The following is a 12,368-nucleotide window of genomic DNA, read 5'->3' on the forward strand; positions in this document are numbered from 1 at the left end:
AGCGTAGTCGCTCATTCAATAGAGCGACACTCTACCGACTTAGCGGTGAGAGCGGGAGATCAGCTGTTGCGGGGGCGGCGGGCCACGGCGAGCAGGTGGGTGGTGGGCCAGTCGAGGGGCCGGCCCTCCGGGTCGGTGAGGGTGGCGACCGGGGCGATCCGGTTGTCGACGACCCAGTCGTTGCGGATCGGTGCCGAGGCCGGGTCCAGCTCGAAGCCGGCCTCGGTCAGCAGTTCGGTCCACTCGGCGAAGGACAGGCCGCAGAACTGTTCCCTCGTCTCCGACAGCCAGTTGTCGACGTAGTCCTTGCGGGTCAGGAAGTCCATCGCCGCGCCCAGTTCGAGGCGTACCGTGCCGTCGCCGAGATCCTCGAAGGTGAATGGGAACGCGAAGTCGGCGGCGAACTGGTCCAGCCGGGCCCGGGTGGACAGGCTCTCGACGTACCGTTTGACCTCGCCCGAGGTGAGCTCGCTCAGGTCTCGCCGCGGCTCGCCGGGGTTGTTGCCGTCGTCGGTGACCAGCCGCAGGCTCACCGGGCGGCGGCGGTCGTCCGGCCCGCACACGTCGCTGTTGATCCAGACGCCGCCGGGCGCGGTGTGGTCGAAGATGCGCCGGGCGAACCGCAGCAGCGACTCCCGCTGCCGGCCGTAGGACCAGATCTCGTGGGTCAGCGCGAAGGTGAGCGTGGTGTCGACCGACCGGTCGGCGAAGATCGCGCCGCCGAGGACGTTGCGCTGGTAGAAGTACACGTTGGCGTTGCGGAAGACGCCCTGGGCCTTCTTGTGCACGCACTCGGAGTACAGGTGCCGGGCGACCTCGACACCGATCAGGTCGCTCTCGTGCAGTCCGGGTTCGCGGTCGGCCAGTTCCAGGACCGCACCGGCGCCGCAGCCGATGTCCACGATGCGGCCGGGCCGCACGTGCTGCCGGACCGCTGACCACTTGCGCTCGGCGGCGCCGGCGAAGGCCTCCACGTAGGTGCGGTAGTCACGGGTCGCGGTGAGGCCGCCCTCGTCACCGACGAGCGGGTCCTCGACGACGGTCCGGACCGTCTCGGCCAGCCGGTACCGCTCGAAGACGTCGACGGTGGCCGGGTGGGCCAGCTTGCGCCAGGACTCGTCGCCGGCGGCCAGGCGCAGCAGCACGTCCCAGGGGCGTTCCGGCACCGTACGCAACTGCGGATCGGCCTCCACCGGCGCGATCGGGAAGCCGAGCCGCTCGTAGAGCTTCGCGACCTCCGGCGTGGAGCAGGCGACGACGGTGTCCGCCGGGGTGAGATCGATCCCGGTGGCCACGGCGATGCTCTTGAGGGTGACCTCGGCGAACGCGTCGGTCGGTGCGGTGTCGAAGATCGGCACGACAAGCGACCGCAGCCCGCTGAGCAGGCTGAACCGCTCGATCGCCGCCTCCCGCCGGTGGTACGGCACCGGGTTGCGCCTGGTGTTGTCGTGGTTGGCCGACGTCACCGCCCACACGATCGTGGCTCCGCTGCCGACGGTTCCACCGCCAGGGGCCTCGCCGGCGGCGGCAAGGCGGTGCAGATAGTCGGCCTGGAAGCGGGTCAGCAGGTGGTGACGGCCGGGGAACAACACGAAACGTGGCGGCGAGTTGATGTCATCCCCCATGGCGTACCGGGCCGGACGGCGGTTTTCGATCATACCGTCCGGCCCGGTACACCACGATGTCGCGCCGGCCGCCGGAGCGGGTCAGCACTCCCGGGGTACGGTCACCGGTCCCATCTCCACCAGGGCCTGGTTGATCTCGGTCGGCGTCGCCAGTTGCCGGAAGTCCGGTCCGACGACGAGTTCGACGGTTTCGCCGTCGAGGGCCGGGTCGAACTGCGAGACCACCTCGTCGGCGAAGTACGCCCTGAGCAGCGCGGCGGAACCGAGCGCCCGTGGACCGTACCGAAGTGTCCCGACCTTGTCCTTGAGGGCGACTGTCGCGGTGCCGGCGCTCTCGGCCCGGGTGAATGCGCGCTGGCGCAGTTGCAGCGTCACCGTCTGATCCAAACCGGTCGGCGTCGCGCCGTTGAAGACGCGGACGGAAACCGCCTCGGGACCGTCGGGGAGCTGAAGGTTCAGCGGTATGCCCGAAGGTCCGCAGCGCGTGCCGTCCACGGTTCCGGGCTCGGCGCTGCTGCCGGGACCGGCGGCGCCGACGGCCGGAAGACGGTCCTGCGCCGTGTTCGTCAGGGCGAAGCCGGCGGCGGCAGCGACCAGGACGAGGGACGACGCGGTGACGGCGATGTGCCGCCGGCGGCGTCGCTGTCCCCGCTGCCGCACCGCGGCGGCCGGGGCCAGCCGCAGTTGCTGTACGTCTGTCTCCAGGTCGAGGATCTGTTCACGAACGGACCGCGACATCGGGCACCTCCTGGGAATCGTCGTTGAGCAGAGCGGCGAGGGCGGCGCGGGCCCGGGACAGCCGGGCCTTGACCGTCCCGACCGGGGTGTCGGTGGTTGTCGCGATCTCGTTCACCGTCATGTCGAGCAGGTAGTGCAGCGCCACGGTCTGCCGCTGCGACTCGGGGAGCCGCTGCAACGCGGCGACGACGGCGACCCGATCGGGCGAGGGGCCAGCGGCGTCGGCCCCGGACCGGCCGAGGCGGGCCTGAGCCGCCATCCAGCGCCGGAAGCCGCGCCAGCGGTTGGCGGCCAAGCGCCAGGCGACGGTACGGACCCACTGCTCCGGGTTGTCGTAGGCGGAAACCTTCGACCACTGTTGCCAGGCGCGCGCGTACGCCTCCTGGGTGATGTCCTGCGCGTCGCCGAGATCACCGCAGACGGCGTACACGTGCAGCACCACCCGCCGGGCCGTGGCCGCGTAGAAGGAGTCGAAGTCCTCGGTCACGGTTCCTGCTCTCTCGCCTGTGTTCGCATATCCCTATACACACCGCACGATGCCCGAGGGTTGCAACCGATCTTGCCTATAGCCCGTAGGCATATGCCTACGTGATGTAGGCTGCACCGATGATCCACGGCACCCTCACCTCGGCCGCCGTCATCGCCGACGCGGCAACCCTCGCCGACGAGGACGGATTCGGCGCCGTCACCCTGTCGGCTGTCGCACGGCGCCTCGGAGTGAAAGCACCGAGCCTGTACTCGCACGTCCGCGACCGGGAGGCGCTGCTCGACGGCGTCACCGCGCTCGCGCTCGGCGAACTGGCCGGCCGCATCGGCGCGGCGATCGCGGGCCGCGCGGGCCGGCTGGCCCTGTCCGGTTTCGCCACCGCCCACCGGGAGTACGCACGGGACGCACCCGGCCGGTGGCAGTCGCTGCAACGCCGTGCCGGCGAGTCCGCCGTCCGGTCTGACGCGGCACGGCAGGTCGTCGTGCTGACCAGGGCGGTGCTCCGGGGCTATCCCGTGCCCGAGGACCAGCACGTGCACGCCGTGCGGGTGCTGGGCGCCACGATCAACGGTTATCTCGCGCTCGAGCGGATCGGCGGTTTCGACCACAGCGAGCCCTCCCCCGAGGTGTCGTGGCGAAAGACCGTCGACGCCCTCGACGCCCTCCTGAACGCTTGGCCCCTCGACTCGGAGGACACCACTTCATGATCACGACACCTGTCACCGCCTCCCTGGTCCGCGGCGCCGCCGAGGTGGAGCAGACCCCCCGCGGTGTCCGGCCGCACCGGCTGCCCGGGTGGGTCCCCACCCAGTTCCCCGACCCGCAGCTGCTGATGGTGGAGAGCCAGCCGTCCGGTGTCCGCCTGACGATGGCGACGACGGCACGAACCGTCGCACTCGTCTGCCATCCGGCCCGCGTGGCCTACCGGGACACTCATCGGCCACGCGGCAGCGTCGACCTCGTCGTCGACGGCACCCTCGTCGCGAGCGCCGAGCTCGGCGGCGGCGACCTCGTCGAGGTCGATCTGCGTACCGGCACGAGCGACTTCCAGCCCGGCGCCGCGCACACCACGACGTTCAGCGACCTGCCCGGCGGCGACAAGATCGTCGAGATCTGGCTGCCGCACAACGAGTCGGTCGAGCTCATCGAGCTGCACACCGACGAGCCCGTCTCACCCGCCGCACCGGACCGCCGGCTCTGGGTGCATCACGGCAGCTCGATCAGCCACGGCTCCAACGCGAGCACCCCGAGCCGCGTCTGGCCGGCCGTCGCGGCCCGCCGGACCGGGGTCGAGCTGCGCAACCTCGGCCTCGGCGGCAGCGCGCTCGTCGACCCGTTCACCGCCCGGGTGATCCGCGACGCCCCGGCCGACCTGATCAGCGTCAAGCTCGGCATCAACGTGGTCAACCTCGACGGGATGCGGCTCCGCACGTTCGTGCCCGCGGTGGCCGGCTTCCTCGACACGATCCGCGACGGGCACCCGGACACCCCGCTGGTCCTCATCTCACCGATCTTCTGCGCGATCCACGAGGACACGCCCGGTCCGGGCGCGATCGACCCCGGCAGCCTCGGCACCGACCAGATCATGTTCACCGCCACCGGCCGGCCCGGGGACCGCGACCTCGGGCGGCTCACCCTCCAGGTCATCCGCGAAGCCCTGGCCACCCTCGCCGAACGCCGCGCCACCGACCCGAACCTGCACTACCTCGACGGCACCCGGCTCTACGGCGAGAAGGACGCCGCCGAGCACCCGCTGCCGGACGCCCTCCACCCCGACACCACCACCCACCAGCTGATCGGCGAACGCTTCGCCGACTACGCCTTCGCCCCGGACGGCCCCTTCGCCACACGCTGAAACCGCACTGCCTGCCCCGGCGGGCGAAACTGCCGGGGCAAGCAGGTGGTTGTCACTCTCCGGACGGCGCGGTCAGGGTCACCCCCAGGCGTACGGGTGTCCCGAAGTTGGGTGTGCCGTCACTGTTCCAGGTGAACTTCTGGGCGCGGGTGGACCGGTTCATGTCGCAGCCGCCGCCCGCCGAATCGTTGGCGTGGTAGACGATCCAGTCCTCGGTGCCGTCCGGGCTCTTGAAGAAGCCGTTGTGGCCGGGCGCGAAGACCCCGTTGGCGTCGCTGCGCTGGAACACCGGGTTGGCGCTCTTGGTCCAGTGCGCCGGGTTCAGCGGGTCGCTGCCGGTCAGCGTGAGAAGCCCGAGCTTGTAGTCGGGACCCCAGCACGCGGACGCCGAGTAGACGACCATGACCTTGCCGTTGCGGTAGAGCGGTTCCGGTCCCTCGTTGACCGCGCCGGTCTGCCGCTCCCAGGACAGGGTCGGTGAGCTGAACCGGACCCGGGAGCCGGTCAGCGTGTAGGGGTTGGACAGCCGCTGGATGAAGTTCGACTGCCCGTAGGAGCCGCCCGCGTTGTAGGTGCCCATCAGGTACAGGTTGCTGCCCACGGTCAGGACGCTGGCGTCGAGCGCCCACTCGCTGCCGAGGTCGGCCTTGAACGTGTACGGGCCCATCGGGTCGGTGCCCGCCGATTCGAGGACGTGCAGGCGCTGGGTCGGGTTGTAGTCGGACACGTTCTGCCCGGCGGTGTAGTAGAAGTACCAGCGCCCGTTGATCAGGTGGAACTCCGGCGCCCACATGTTGCAGCAGCCGTTGGCCCGCCCGGACAGGTTGAAGATCACCTGGTCGGACGCGGTCGCCAGCCCGGCCAGCGTCGCCGAGCGGCGCATCGTGATCGTCGAGTTCCACGTGGTCGTGGCCAGGTAGTAGTAGCCGTTGTGGTACTGCAGCCACGGGTCGGGGCCGTTGCGCTTGATCGGGTTGGTGAAGGTCCGCGCGGCGGCACTCAGCGGGACCAGCTGCCACTGCTGGTTGGCCCCGTCGAGGTCCTGGTACTGCGAGACCTTGGCCCCGTCGGCGGTGGACCACTCCCACGTTTCGAGGGCCTTGCCGCTGTTGCGGTTGATCAGGCGCACGAAGCCGCCGGCCGAGTCGGCGAGCCGGAACTGCTGGCGGGCGTCGTTGCGGTCGGCGTTCTGGACCAGCTGCACGCCGTCGGCCGTGGTGGGCAGGTCGAGGACCTTGCCGCTGTGCACCGACTGCAGCCGGTACCAGCCGCCGCCGGAGTCCAGGAACTTCCACTGCTGCCAGGCGCCGTCGTTGCGGGTGTACTGGTTGATCGCCGCGCCGTCGGTGGTGGCCAGGTTGTAGACGTCCAGAGCCTTGCTGCTGTTGCGGTTGACCAGCACATAGGGGGTACCGGTCTGCACCGTGGCCGCCTCGGCGGCAGTTGTCACAGCAATGGTCCCGGCGGTGGCCAGGGTCAGGGCGGCCACCGGGATGGCGAGCCGGGTGCGGGATCTGCGTACGGGGGGAACGGCCGCGATCATGACCTTCCTCGGGGTGGGGCAGGGCCGGCGGCCCGTGGACCGCCGACACCGCGTCGACCCGTGGCCGGTGGCAACCGAATCGCGGACGCGGGTCCGGATCCATGATGTTGCCCGGGGATGACCGGCTCGTTACGGGTTGGGGACGCATCGATGTTCTCGTTAACATCGAGGATCGTCAAGAGGCGCGGCTCCGCGAGTTAAACCGCCTCAGGAGTCGGCAGCAGTCATTGTTAACGTAAACTTTTGCGCGGACCAGCGCGTTGCGATCTGGCACCTGACCTGCTTTCAGTCACGCTGCCGGCCGCCCGGAAAGGCGCGAAACCGAAACTTGCCGAAAACGTTTTCGTACGCCATGGTGTGCGGGATATGGACGGACGTCGATTCTTTAAGGAGGCGAGGATGCTTCAACGACTACGGCGTACCCCCCTGGCCGCCGCCGTGCTGGCCGCCACCATTGCCGGTGCGGCAGTCAGCGGCGTGACCTCCGCGCAAGCCGCCGCGTCCGGCTGTCGCGTGGTCTACACCGTCGGCAACCAGTGGAGCGGCGGGTTCGCCGCGAACGTATCGGTGACGAACCTCGGCGACGCCCTGACCGGGTGGACCCTGCGATGGTCGTTCACCGCTGGTCAGACAGTGACGCAGGCGTGGAACGCGGCCACGACCCAGAGCGGCTCCGCGGTCACCGCCGTCAACGCCGGGTGGAACGCGTCCCTGGCCACCAACGGCAGCACGTCGTTCGGTTTCAACGGCTCGTGGAACAACTCGAGCAACCCCGTACCGTCGAGCTTCACGCTCAACGGCGTGGCCTGCACCGGCACCACCACGCCGGGACCCACCACCTCGCCGACGGTGACACCCACCTCGGCGCCGCAGACGCCCCCGGTCCGCACCGTGCGCGCCTACTGGCTCAAGCCCACCGACGTGGCGTACGACCAGCGGTACGTCGACGGCATCGCCGGTGTGATGCGCGAAGCGCAGCGCTACTACCGCCAGGAGCTGGGAAAGACGTTCACGCTCAACGACCCGGTCGTCGAGGTCGTCAACGGCGACCACCCCCGGTCCTGGTACGAGAACACTCCCAACGGCAACGAGTGCTACTGGTGGGTGGTCTTCAACATGCAGCAGGAGCTGCTGCGCAAGCTCGGCCTGCGCGCGCCGGACAGCCGCTGGCTCAACGTCGGTGAGATCAGCGCCGAGTCGTCCTGCTCGGGCGGCGGAGGCGGTGGCGGATGGGTGATCCTCAGCGGCCACGACGCCGACGGCGCCGCCGGCATCAACGGCTCGATGAACCGCTGGTACGGCGGCATGGTCCACGAGCTCGGACACGCCCTCGGGCTGCCCGACTCGACCTCGACCGACGGCACGCCCATGTCCGCGTCGTTCTACAACTACCCGAACACCCACTTCAGCCAGGCGCAGAAGGACAAGATCCTGAGCGGCCCGTACGGCAGCTTCCTGTCCTGACCACATTGCGGCGACCGGTGGTGCGACGGCACCACCGGTCGTCCGTCACCTGCCGGATCGGCGCGAGTCGGGCCGCCGCGCCGGTGTTGACGGCCGGCCACGGGGCCGGACCGGAGGAGCATCGACCGGGCCGTCGACGGCACCGGGGCTGGAGAACACCACCGGAGGCACCCTCTGGCCCGCGGGCGCCGGTGGCGTCCAGTGCGGAGCCACGATCTGGGTTCCGGTCACCGGCACCGCCGGCGCGGCGCCGTTCAGCAGCCGTTGCGCCTGATCGGCGTCGATACTGTCGTCAGGGCTGATCCGCAGGCCCGCTGTCTCAGCCAGGCCCACGACATCGGCGGCGGCGAAGGCCCGGGGGCCGAGGGCGCTGAGCCGGCGGGCGAACTCGTGCACACTGATCATGTGCGGCGACGACCTCCTCGGAGTGTGGTTGGCGCTCCGGAACCGAGCGCTGTGGGCGGCCTCGGGGTCCGCGATGACGCAGTACCCCCGCGCGGCCTCGCTGATGCTGCACAACAGGGCTCGCCACCGGATCACCACGGTCCCACACGGCGGGATCGCGTGCGCCGAGTATGGGTGAACACGGGGTCAGGACAGGACCTCGACATACCCGCCGGTCCCGTGGATGCGGATCCGCTGCCCGTCGCGGATCAGCCGGGTGGCCTCCTGGACGCCGACGACGGCCGGCAAGCCGTACTCCCGTGCGATCACCGCGCCGTGCGTCATCGGGCCGCCCACCTCCGTCACCAGGCCCGCGACGGCGACGAACAGCGGCGTCCAGCTGGGGTCCGTGAACGTCGTGACCAGGATGTCGCCCGGCTCGAAACTGGCCTGCGCCAGGTCCAGGACGACCCGGGCCCGGCCCTCGACGGTTCCGGCCGAGACCGGCAGGCCGATCAGGGCGCCGTCCGGCACGTCGTCGCGGCGGTACGACCCGGTGACGGCCTCACCCTCGGACGTGAGCACCCGGGGCGGGGTGAGTGCCCGGTACGACCGGAACTCCTCCTTGCGCCGGCGAACGAGCTGCTCGTCGACCCGGTTCGCGCCCACGGCCTCGCGGAACTCCTCGAACGTCAGGAAGAACACGTCCTCCTCCTGACCGGGCAGGAGCCGCTCGGCCTCCCGCATCAGGGCCTGCTTGTAGAGGAAATAGCGGCTCACGATCGCGTACTTCGGGTACTCCCGGTACCCGGCGAAGGTCCGCACCCGGTCGATCATCCGCCTCGCCTCGCCCGCCTTGTGCTCCCCGTCCGGCAGGGCACGCAGGCGTACGAGCACCTCCTCGGCCTTCTTCTCGGCTTCCTGCCGTCCCTGCTCGAAGCGGCGCGCGGCGGCACCCGCCTCGAAGTTGCGGACGTTGTCGAGGATCACCGGCACCAGCGTGGCGGGGCGCTCACTCCAGCGCGGCCGGGTGATGTCGATCTCCCCGACACAGCGCATCCCGTATCTGTCGAGGTAGGCCGCGATCGCCTCGCGCGCCTCGCGCCCGCCCTCGATCGCCGGCAGCCCGTCCAGGAAGTCGCCGTCCCCGGCGCCTTGGAGGAACGCCACCACCTCGGGATACGGGCGGATCACGTCGGCGACGTCGAGCAGCTCGAGGCCCATCTCCGACGTGACGTTGCCGGGTGCGGACAGCGTGAGGGTGTCGGCCGCGTTCTTCTCGCCCAGCCACTGCTCCAGGTGGTCGTTGAGCCACCACGTGGCGTCCATCCCCGCCATGATCGCCCGCATGGTGAGCGGATCGGTCAGGAGCCGCTTGTGCTCCTTGATGTCCTCCAGCAGGAAGTCGAACAGCGCCGTCCCGGACTTCGAGCTGATGTCGCGCCGCGCGGCGTCGACCGAGGCCCGGCTGCGCTCGATCAGCCCGGTGACGATGGCCGGATCGGTGTCGATCGGGGCCGGTGCCCCGCCGGCCGGTGCCCCGCCCGTTCCCGGGTCCGGCAGCGACGGAACGAAGTCACCGCGATCGAGGACGGTCTCCAGCGCATCCCTGGTCAGCGGATCTGTTCTGCCCGCCATCTCCAGCAGCCCGGCGCGGCCGGCCGGCGTGCCCAGGCCGCGGGTGACGTCGACGAACAGCCGTCCGCCGGCCTCGTGCATCGGCGGCAGGGCCATCATCCGCCACATCGACAGGCCCAGCGGCTTCATCGGGTCGGTCATCATCTGCTGGTGGCCGACGGAGAGGTAGACGTGGTTCTCCCCGTCGCCGGTCACCGGCACGGGGAACAGCGTCGTGATCGGCCGGCTCTGGACGATCCGGAAGTCGTCGCCGGTCAGGCACCACTCGATGTCCTGAGGGGAGCCGAAGTGCGCCTCGATCCGCCGGCCGAGCCGCGCGAGCCGCACGACCTGCGCATCCGTCAGCGCGGGCTGCTCCTGCCGCTCCGGCTCGACCGCCTGCTCCCGCGTACCGCCGCCGGGCAGGGCGCGGAGAGCAACCTGCTTGGTGGCGATTCTCCTGGTGACGATCTCGCCGTCGCGCACCTTGAACACGTCGGGGTTCACCACGCCGGAGACCAGTGCCTCGCCGAGGCCGAAGCCGGCGTCCACTGAGGTCACCTTCCGGTTGCCCGTGACGGGGTCGGCCGTGAACAGGATGCCCGCCGCGTCCGGGAAGACCATCAACTGCACGACAACGGCCATGTCAACCGTACGGTGGTCGATGCCGTTGCGATGCCGATAGGTGACCGCCCGCTCAGTGAACAGCGAGGCCCAGCACCGGCTGACGTGCTCGAGGATCGCGGCCGGTCCCACGACGTTCAGATAGGTGTCCTGCTGGCCGGCGAACGAGGCCGTCGGCAGGTCCTCCGCCGTCGCGCTGGACCGGACCGCCCAGGCCGCCTGCTCGCCGAGGCCGGCGACAGCACCGGTGATCGCCGCCGCGAGGTCAGCGGGGAGGGCGAGCTTTTCGACGGCCCGCCGGATCGCCGCACTGTGCGAGCGGATCGCCTCCCGGTCGTCCGGGTGCAGCCGCGACAGCTCATCGAGTCGCTCGGTGATCGACCGCGCCTCCGCCACGACCCGCCGGAAGGCGCCGGTCGTCACGCAGAACCCGGCCGGCACGCTGACGCCGTCGATCCGGGACAGCTCCCCCAGGTGCGCGCCCTTGCCGCCGGCCACCGCGATCTGCTTCTGATCAACCTCGTCCAGGCTCACCACGTACTGCTCGATCATCGCGCCACCTCCGAGCGTCGCACTGCACCGACACGTCGCAACACACGCACGTCATGCCCCCGCTTTCCCACCGGTGTCCGGTCCGGCCGACGATTCTTCGCCAGGACCCGGGTCTTGCCGCAAGCCCCCGGGTCCGCTATACGTTAGAAGTGGCAGAGAGTGCGCTCTCCTGCCTTTCTTTTTGCCCTCCCCTAGTTGCGGCAGCCAACAACTTTTTGCCCTCCCCTAGTTGCGGCAGCCAACAACGCCGCCGTCGGTTTGCTGCGGATTCCCCGGGGTAGCCACCGATCCCGCGGGCACACAGCCGGCCGGTGGGAGGACGCTGATGCGAGCAATGGTCTATCGCGGTCCGTACCGCGTGCGGGTCGAGGAGAAGGACCGTCCGGCGATCGAACACCCCAACGATGCGATCGTACGGGTGACCCGAGCCGCCATCTGCGGTTCCGACCTGCACCTCTATCACGGGATGATGCCCGACACCCGGGTCGGTACGACCTTCGGCCACGAGTTCGTCGGCGTGGTCGACGAGGTCGGCCCCTCGGTGGAACGGCTGAAGCCCGGCGACCGGGTGATGGTCCCGTTCAACATCTTCTGCGGTACGTGCTTCTTCTGCGCCCGCGGCCTGTACTCCAACTGCCACAACGTCAACCCGAACGCCACAGCGGTCGGCGGCATCTACGGCTACTCGCACACGACCGGCGGCTACGACGGCGGCCAGTCCGAGTTCGTCCGGGTGCCGTTCGCCGACGTGGGGCCGAGCCTGATCCCGGAGTGGATGGACGAGGACGACGCGGTGCTGCTCACCGACGCCCTCGCGACCGGCTACTTCGGTGCTCAGCTCGGCGGCATCGTCGAGGGTGACGTGGTGGTCGTCTTCGGTGCCGGGCCGGTGGGCCTGTACGCCGCGAAGTCGGCCTGGCTGATGGGCGCCGGGCGGGTGATCGTCATCGACCACCTGGAGTACCGGCTGGCGAAGGCGAAGTCGTTCGCGCACGCCGAGACCTACAACTTCACCGAGTACGACGACATCGTCGTGCACATGAAGAGGATCACCGACCATCTCGGCGCGGACGTGGCGATCGACGCGGTCGGCGCCGAGGCGGACGGCAACCTGCTGCAGCATGTGACCTCCGCCAAGCTGAAACTGCAGGGCGGGTCGCCCGTCGCGCTGAACTGGGCGATCGACTCGGTCCGCAAGGGCGGCACGGTCTCGGTGATGGGCGCCTACGGTCCGATGTTCAGCGCGGTCAAGTTCGGCGACGCCGTGAACAAGGGACTGACCCTGCGGATGAACCAGTGCCCGGTGAAACGGCAGTGGCCGCGGCTCTTCGAGCACGTCCGCAACGGCTATCTCAAGCCCAGCGACATCGTCACGCACCGGATCCCGCTGGAGCACATCGCCGAGGGCTACCACATCTTCTCGGCGAAGCTCGACGAATGCATCAAGCCGCTCATCATCCCGAACGCCGTTTAGGGGAG

Annotated in this window: 10 protein-coding genes; 4 read left to right on the forward strand and 6 right to left on the reverse strand. The window is 69.9% G+C overall.

What is annotated here, in order from left to right:
- Positions 1-59 precede the first annotated feature (59 nt).
- The 3 genes from ACFQV6_RS19935 to ACFQV6_RS19945 are packed head-to-tail and all read right to left on the reverse strand — an operon-like array spanning position 60 to position 2,850.
- Positions 60-1,658, reverse strand: coding sequence for a class I SAM-dependent methyltransferase (locus tag ACFQV6_RS19935; RefSeq protein WP_378029019.1), 1,599 nt, complete (start codon positions 1,656-1,658; stop codon positions 60-62).
- A gap of 48 nt (positions 1,659-1,706) precedes the next feature.
- Positions 1,707-2,363, reverse strand: coding sequence for a LytR C-terminal domain-containing protein (locus ACFQV6_RS19940; RefSeq protein ID WP_378029020.1), 657 nt, complete (start codon positions 2,361-2,363; stop codon positions 1,707-1,709).
- Positions 2,344-2,850 (reverse strand): sigma-70 family RNA polymerase sigma factor, encoded by a 507-nt coding sequence (locus tag ACFQV6_RS19945; RefSeq protein WP_378029021.1) that lies wholly within the window; start codon positions 2,848-2,850, stop codon positions 2,344-2,346. The genes ACFQV6_RS19940 and ACFQV6_RS19945 overlap by 20 nt, the downstream gene beginning before the upstream one ends.
- 119 nt (positions 2,851-2,969) lie before the next feature.
- Here ACFQV6_RS19945 and ACFQV6_RS19950 point away from each other — a divergent pair, with 119 nt between their 5' ends.
- The gene (locus ACFQV6_RS19950) at positions 2,970-3,557 is read left to right on the forward strand and encodes a TetR/AcrR family transcriptional regulator (RefSeq protein ID WP_378029022.1); all 588 of its coding nucleotides are present in this window, start codon (positions 2,970-2,972) and stop codon (positions 3,555-3,557) included.
- Positions 3,554-4,705, forward strand: a complete 1,152-nt coding sequence (locus ACFQV6_RS19955; RefSeq protein WP_378029023.1) for a GDSL-type esterase/lipase family protein — start codon at positions 3,554-3,556, stop codon at positions 4,703-4,705. Before ACFQV6_RS19950 ends, ACFQV6_RS19955 begins: the two co-directional genes overlap by 4 nt.
- Before the next feature lie 52 nt (positions 4,706-4,757).
- Here ACFQV6_RS19955 and ACFQV6_RS19960 read toward each other — a convergent pair whose 3' ends face one another.
- Positions 4,758-6,248: a family 43 glycosylhydrolase gene (locus ACFQV6_RS19960; protein WP_378029024.1), complete on the reverse strand. Its 1,491-nt coding sequence runs from the start codon at positions 6,246-6,248 to the stop codon at positions 4,758-4,760.
- Positions 6,249-6,647: 399 nt separating this feature from the next.
- On the opposite strand from ACFQV6_RS19960, the gene ACFQV6_RS19965 reads away from it, so the two are divergent.
- A complete protein-coding gene (locus ACFQV6_RS19965; protein ID WP_378029025.1) occupies positions 6,648-7,712 on the forward strand; it encodes a cellulose-binding domain-containing protein in 1,065 nt (354 codons plus the stop codon).
- A 45-nt stretch (positions 7,713-7,757) separates the two neighbouring features.
- Here ACFQV6_RS19965 and ACFQV6_RS19970 read toward each other — a convergent pair whose 3' ends face one another.
- Together ACFQV6_RS19970 and rph are read right to left on the reverse strand one after the other, a co-directional pair.
- Positions 7,758-8,117: a hypothetical protein gene (locus ACFQV6_RS19970; RefSeq protein WP_378029026.1), complete on the reverse strand. Its 360-nt coding sequence runs from the start codon at positions 8,115-8,117 to the stop codon at positions 7,758-7,760.
- A gap of 186 nt (positions 8,118-8,303) precedes the next feature.
- Positions 8,304-10,889 carry a rifamycin-inactivating phosphotransferase gene (rph, locus tag ACFQV6_RS19975; protein WP_378029027.1) on the reverse strand — a complete coding sequence of 862 codons (2,586 nt, stop codon included), beginning with the start codon at positions 10,887-10,889 and terminating at the stop codon, positions 8,304-8,306.
- Positions 10,890-11,214: 325 nt separating this feature from the next.
- Here rph and ACFQV6_RS19980 point away from each other — a divergent pair, with 325 nt between their 5' ends.
- Positions 11,215-12,363 carry a zinc-dependent alcohol dehydrogenase gene (locus ACFQV6_RS19980; RefSeq protein ID WP_378029028.1) on the forward strand — a complete coding sequence of 383 codons (1,149 nt, stop codon included), beginning with the start codon at positions 11,215-11,217 and terminating at the stop codon, positions 12,361-12,363.
- The last annotated feature ends 5 nt before the right edge of the window (positions 12,364-12,368 follow it).

Source organism: Actinoplanes sp. GCM10030250 (assembly GCF_042666575.1).
In the GTDB taxonomy this organism is placed as follows: Bacteria; Actinomycetota; Actinomycetes; order Mycobacteriales; family Micromonosporaceae; genus Actinoplanes.

Bases quoted from the DNA above. Each gene is read 5' to 3' on its own strand.
- ACFQV6_RS19970 (WP_378029026.1), bottom strand. From the start codon at position 8,117: ATGATCAGTGTGCACGAGTTCGCCCGCCGGCTCAGCGCCCTCGGCCCC.
- ACFQV6_RS19950 (WP_378029022.1), top strand. From the start codon at position 2,970: ATGATCCACGGCACCCTCACCTCGGCCGCCGTCATCGCCGACGCGGCA.
- ACFQV6_RS19960 (WP_378029024.1), bottom strand. From the start codon at position 6,248: ATGATCGCGGCCGTTCCCCCCGTACGCAGATCCCGCACCCGGCTCGCC.
- ACFQV6_RS19935 (WP_378029019.1), bottom strand. From the start codon at position 1,658: ATGATCGAAAACCGCCGTCCGGCCCGGTACGCCATGGGGGATGACATC.
- ACFQV6_RS19955 (WP_378029023.1), top strand. From the start codon at position 3,554: ATGATCACGACACCTGTCACCGCCTCCCTGGTCCGCGGCGCCGCCGAG.
- rph (WP_378029027.1), bottom strand. From the start codon at position 10,889: ATGATCGAGCAGTACGTGGTGAGCCTGGACGAGGTTGATCAGAAGCAG.
- ACFQV6_RS19940 (WP_378029020.1), bottom strand. From the start codon at position 2,363: ATGTCGCGGTCCGTTCGTGAACAGATCCTCGACCTGGAGACAGACGTA.
- ACFQV6_RS19965 (WP_378029025.1), top strand. From the start codon at position 6,648: ATGCTTCAACGACTACGGCGTACCCCCCTGGCCGCCGCCGTGCTGGCC.
- ACFQV6_RS19980 (WP_378029028.1), top strand. From the start codon at position 11,215: ATGCGAGCAATGGTCTATCGCGGTCCGTACCGCGTGCGGGTCGAGGAG.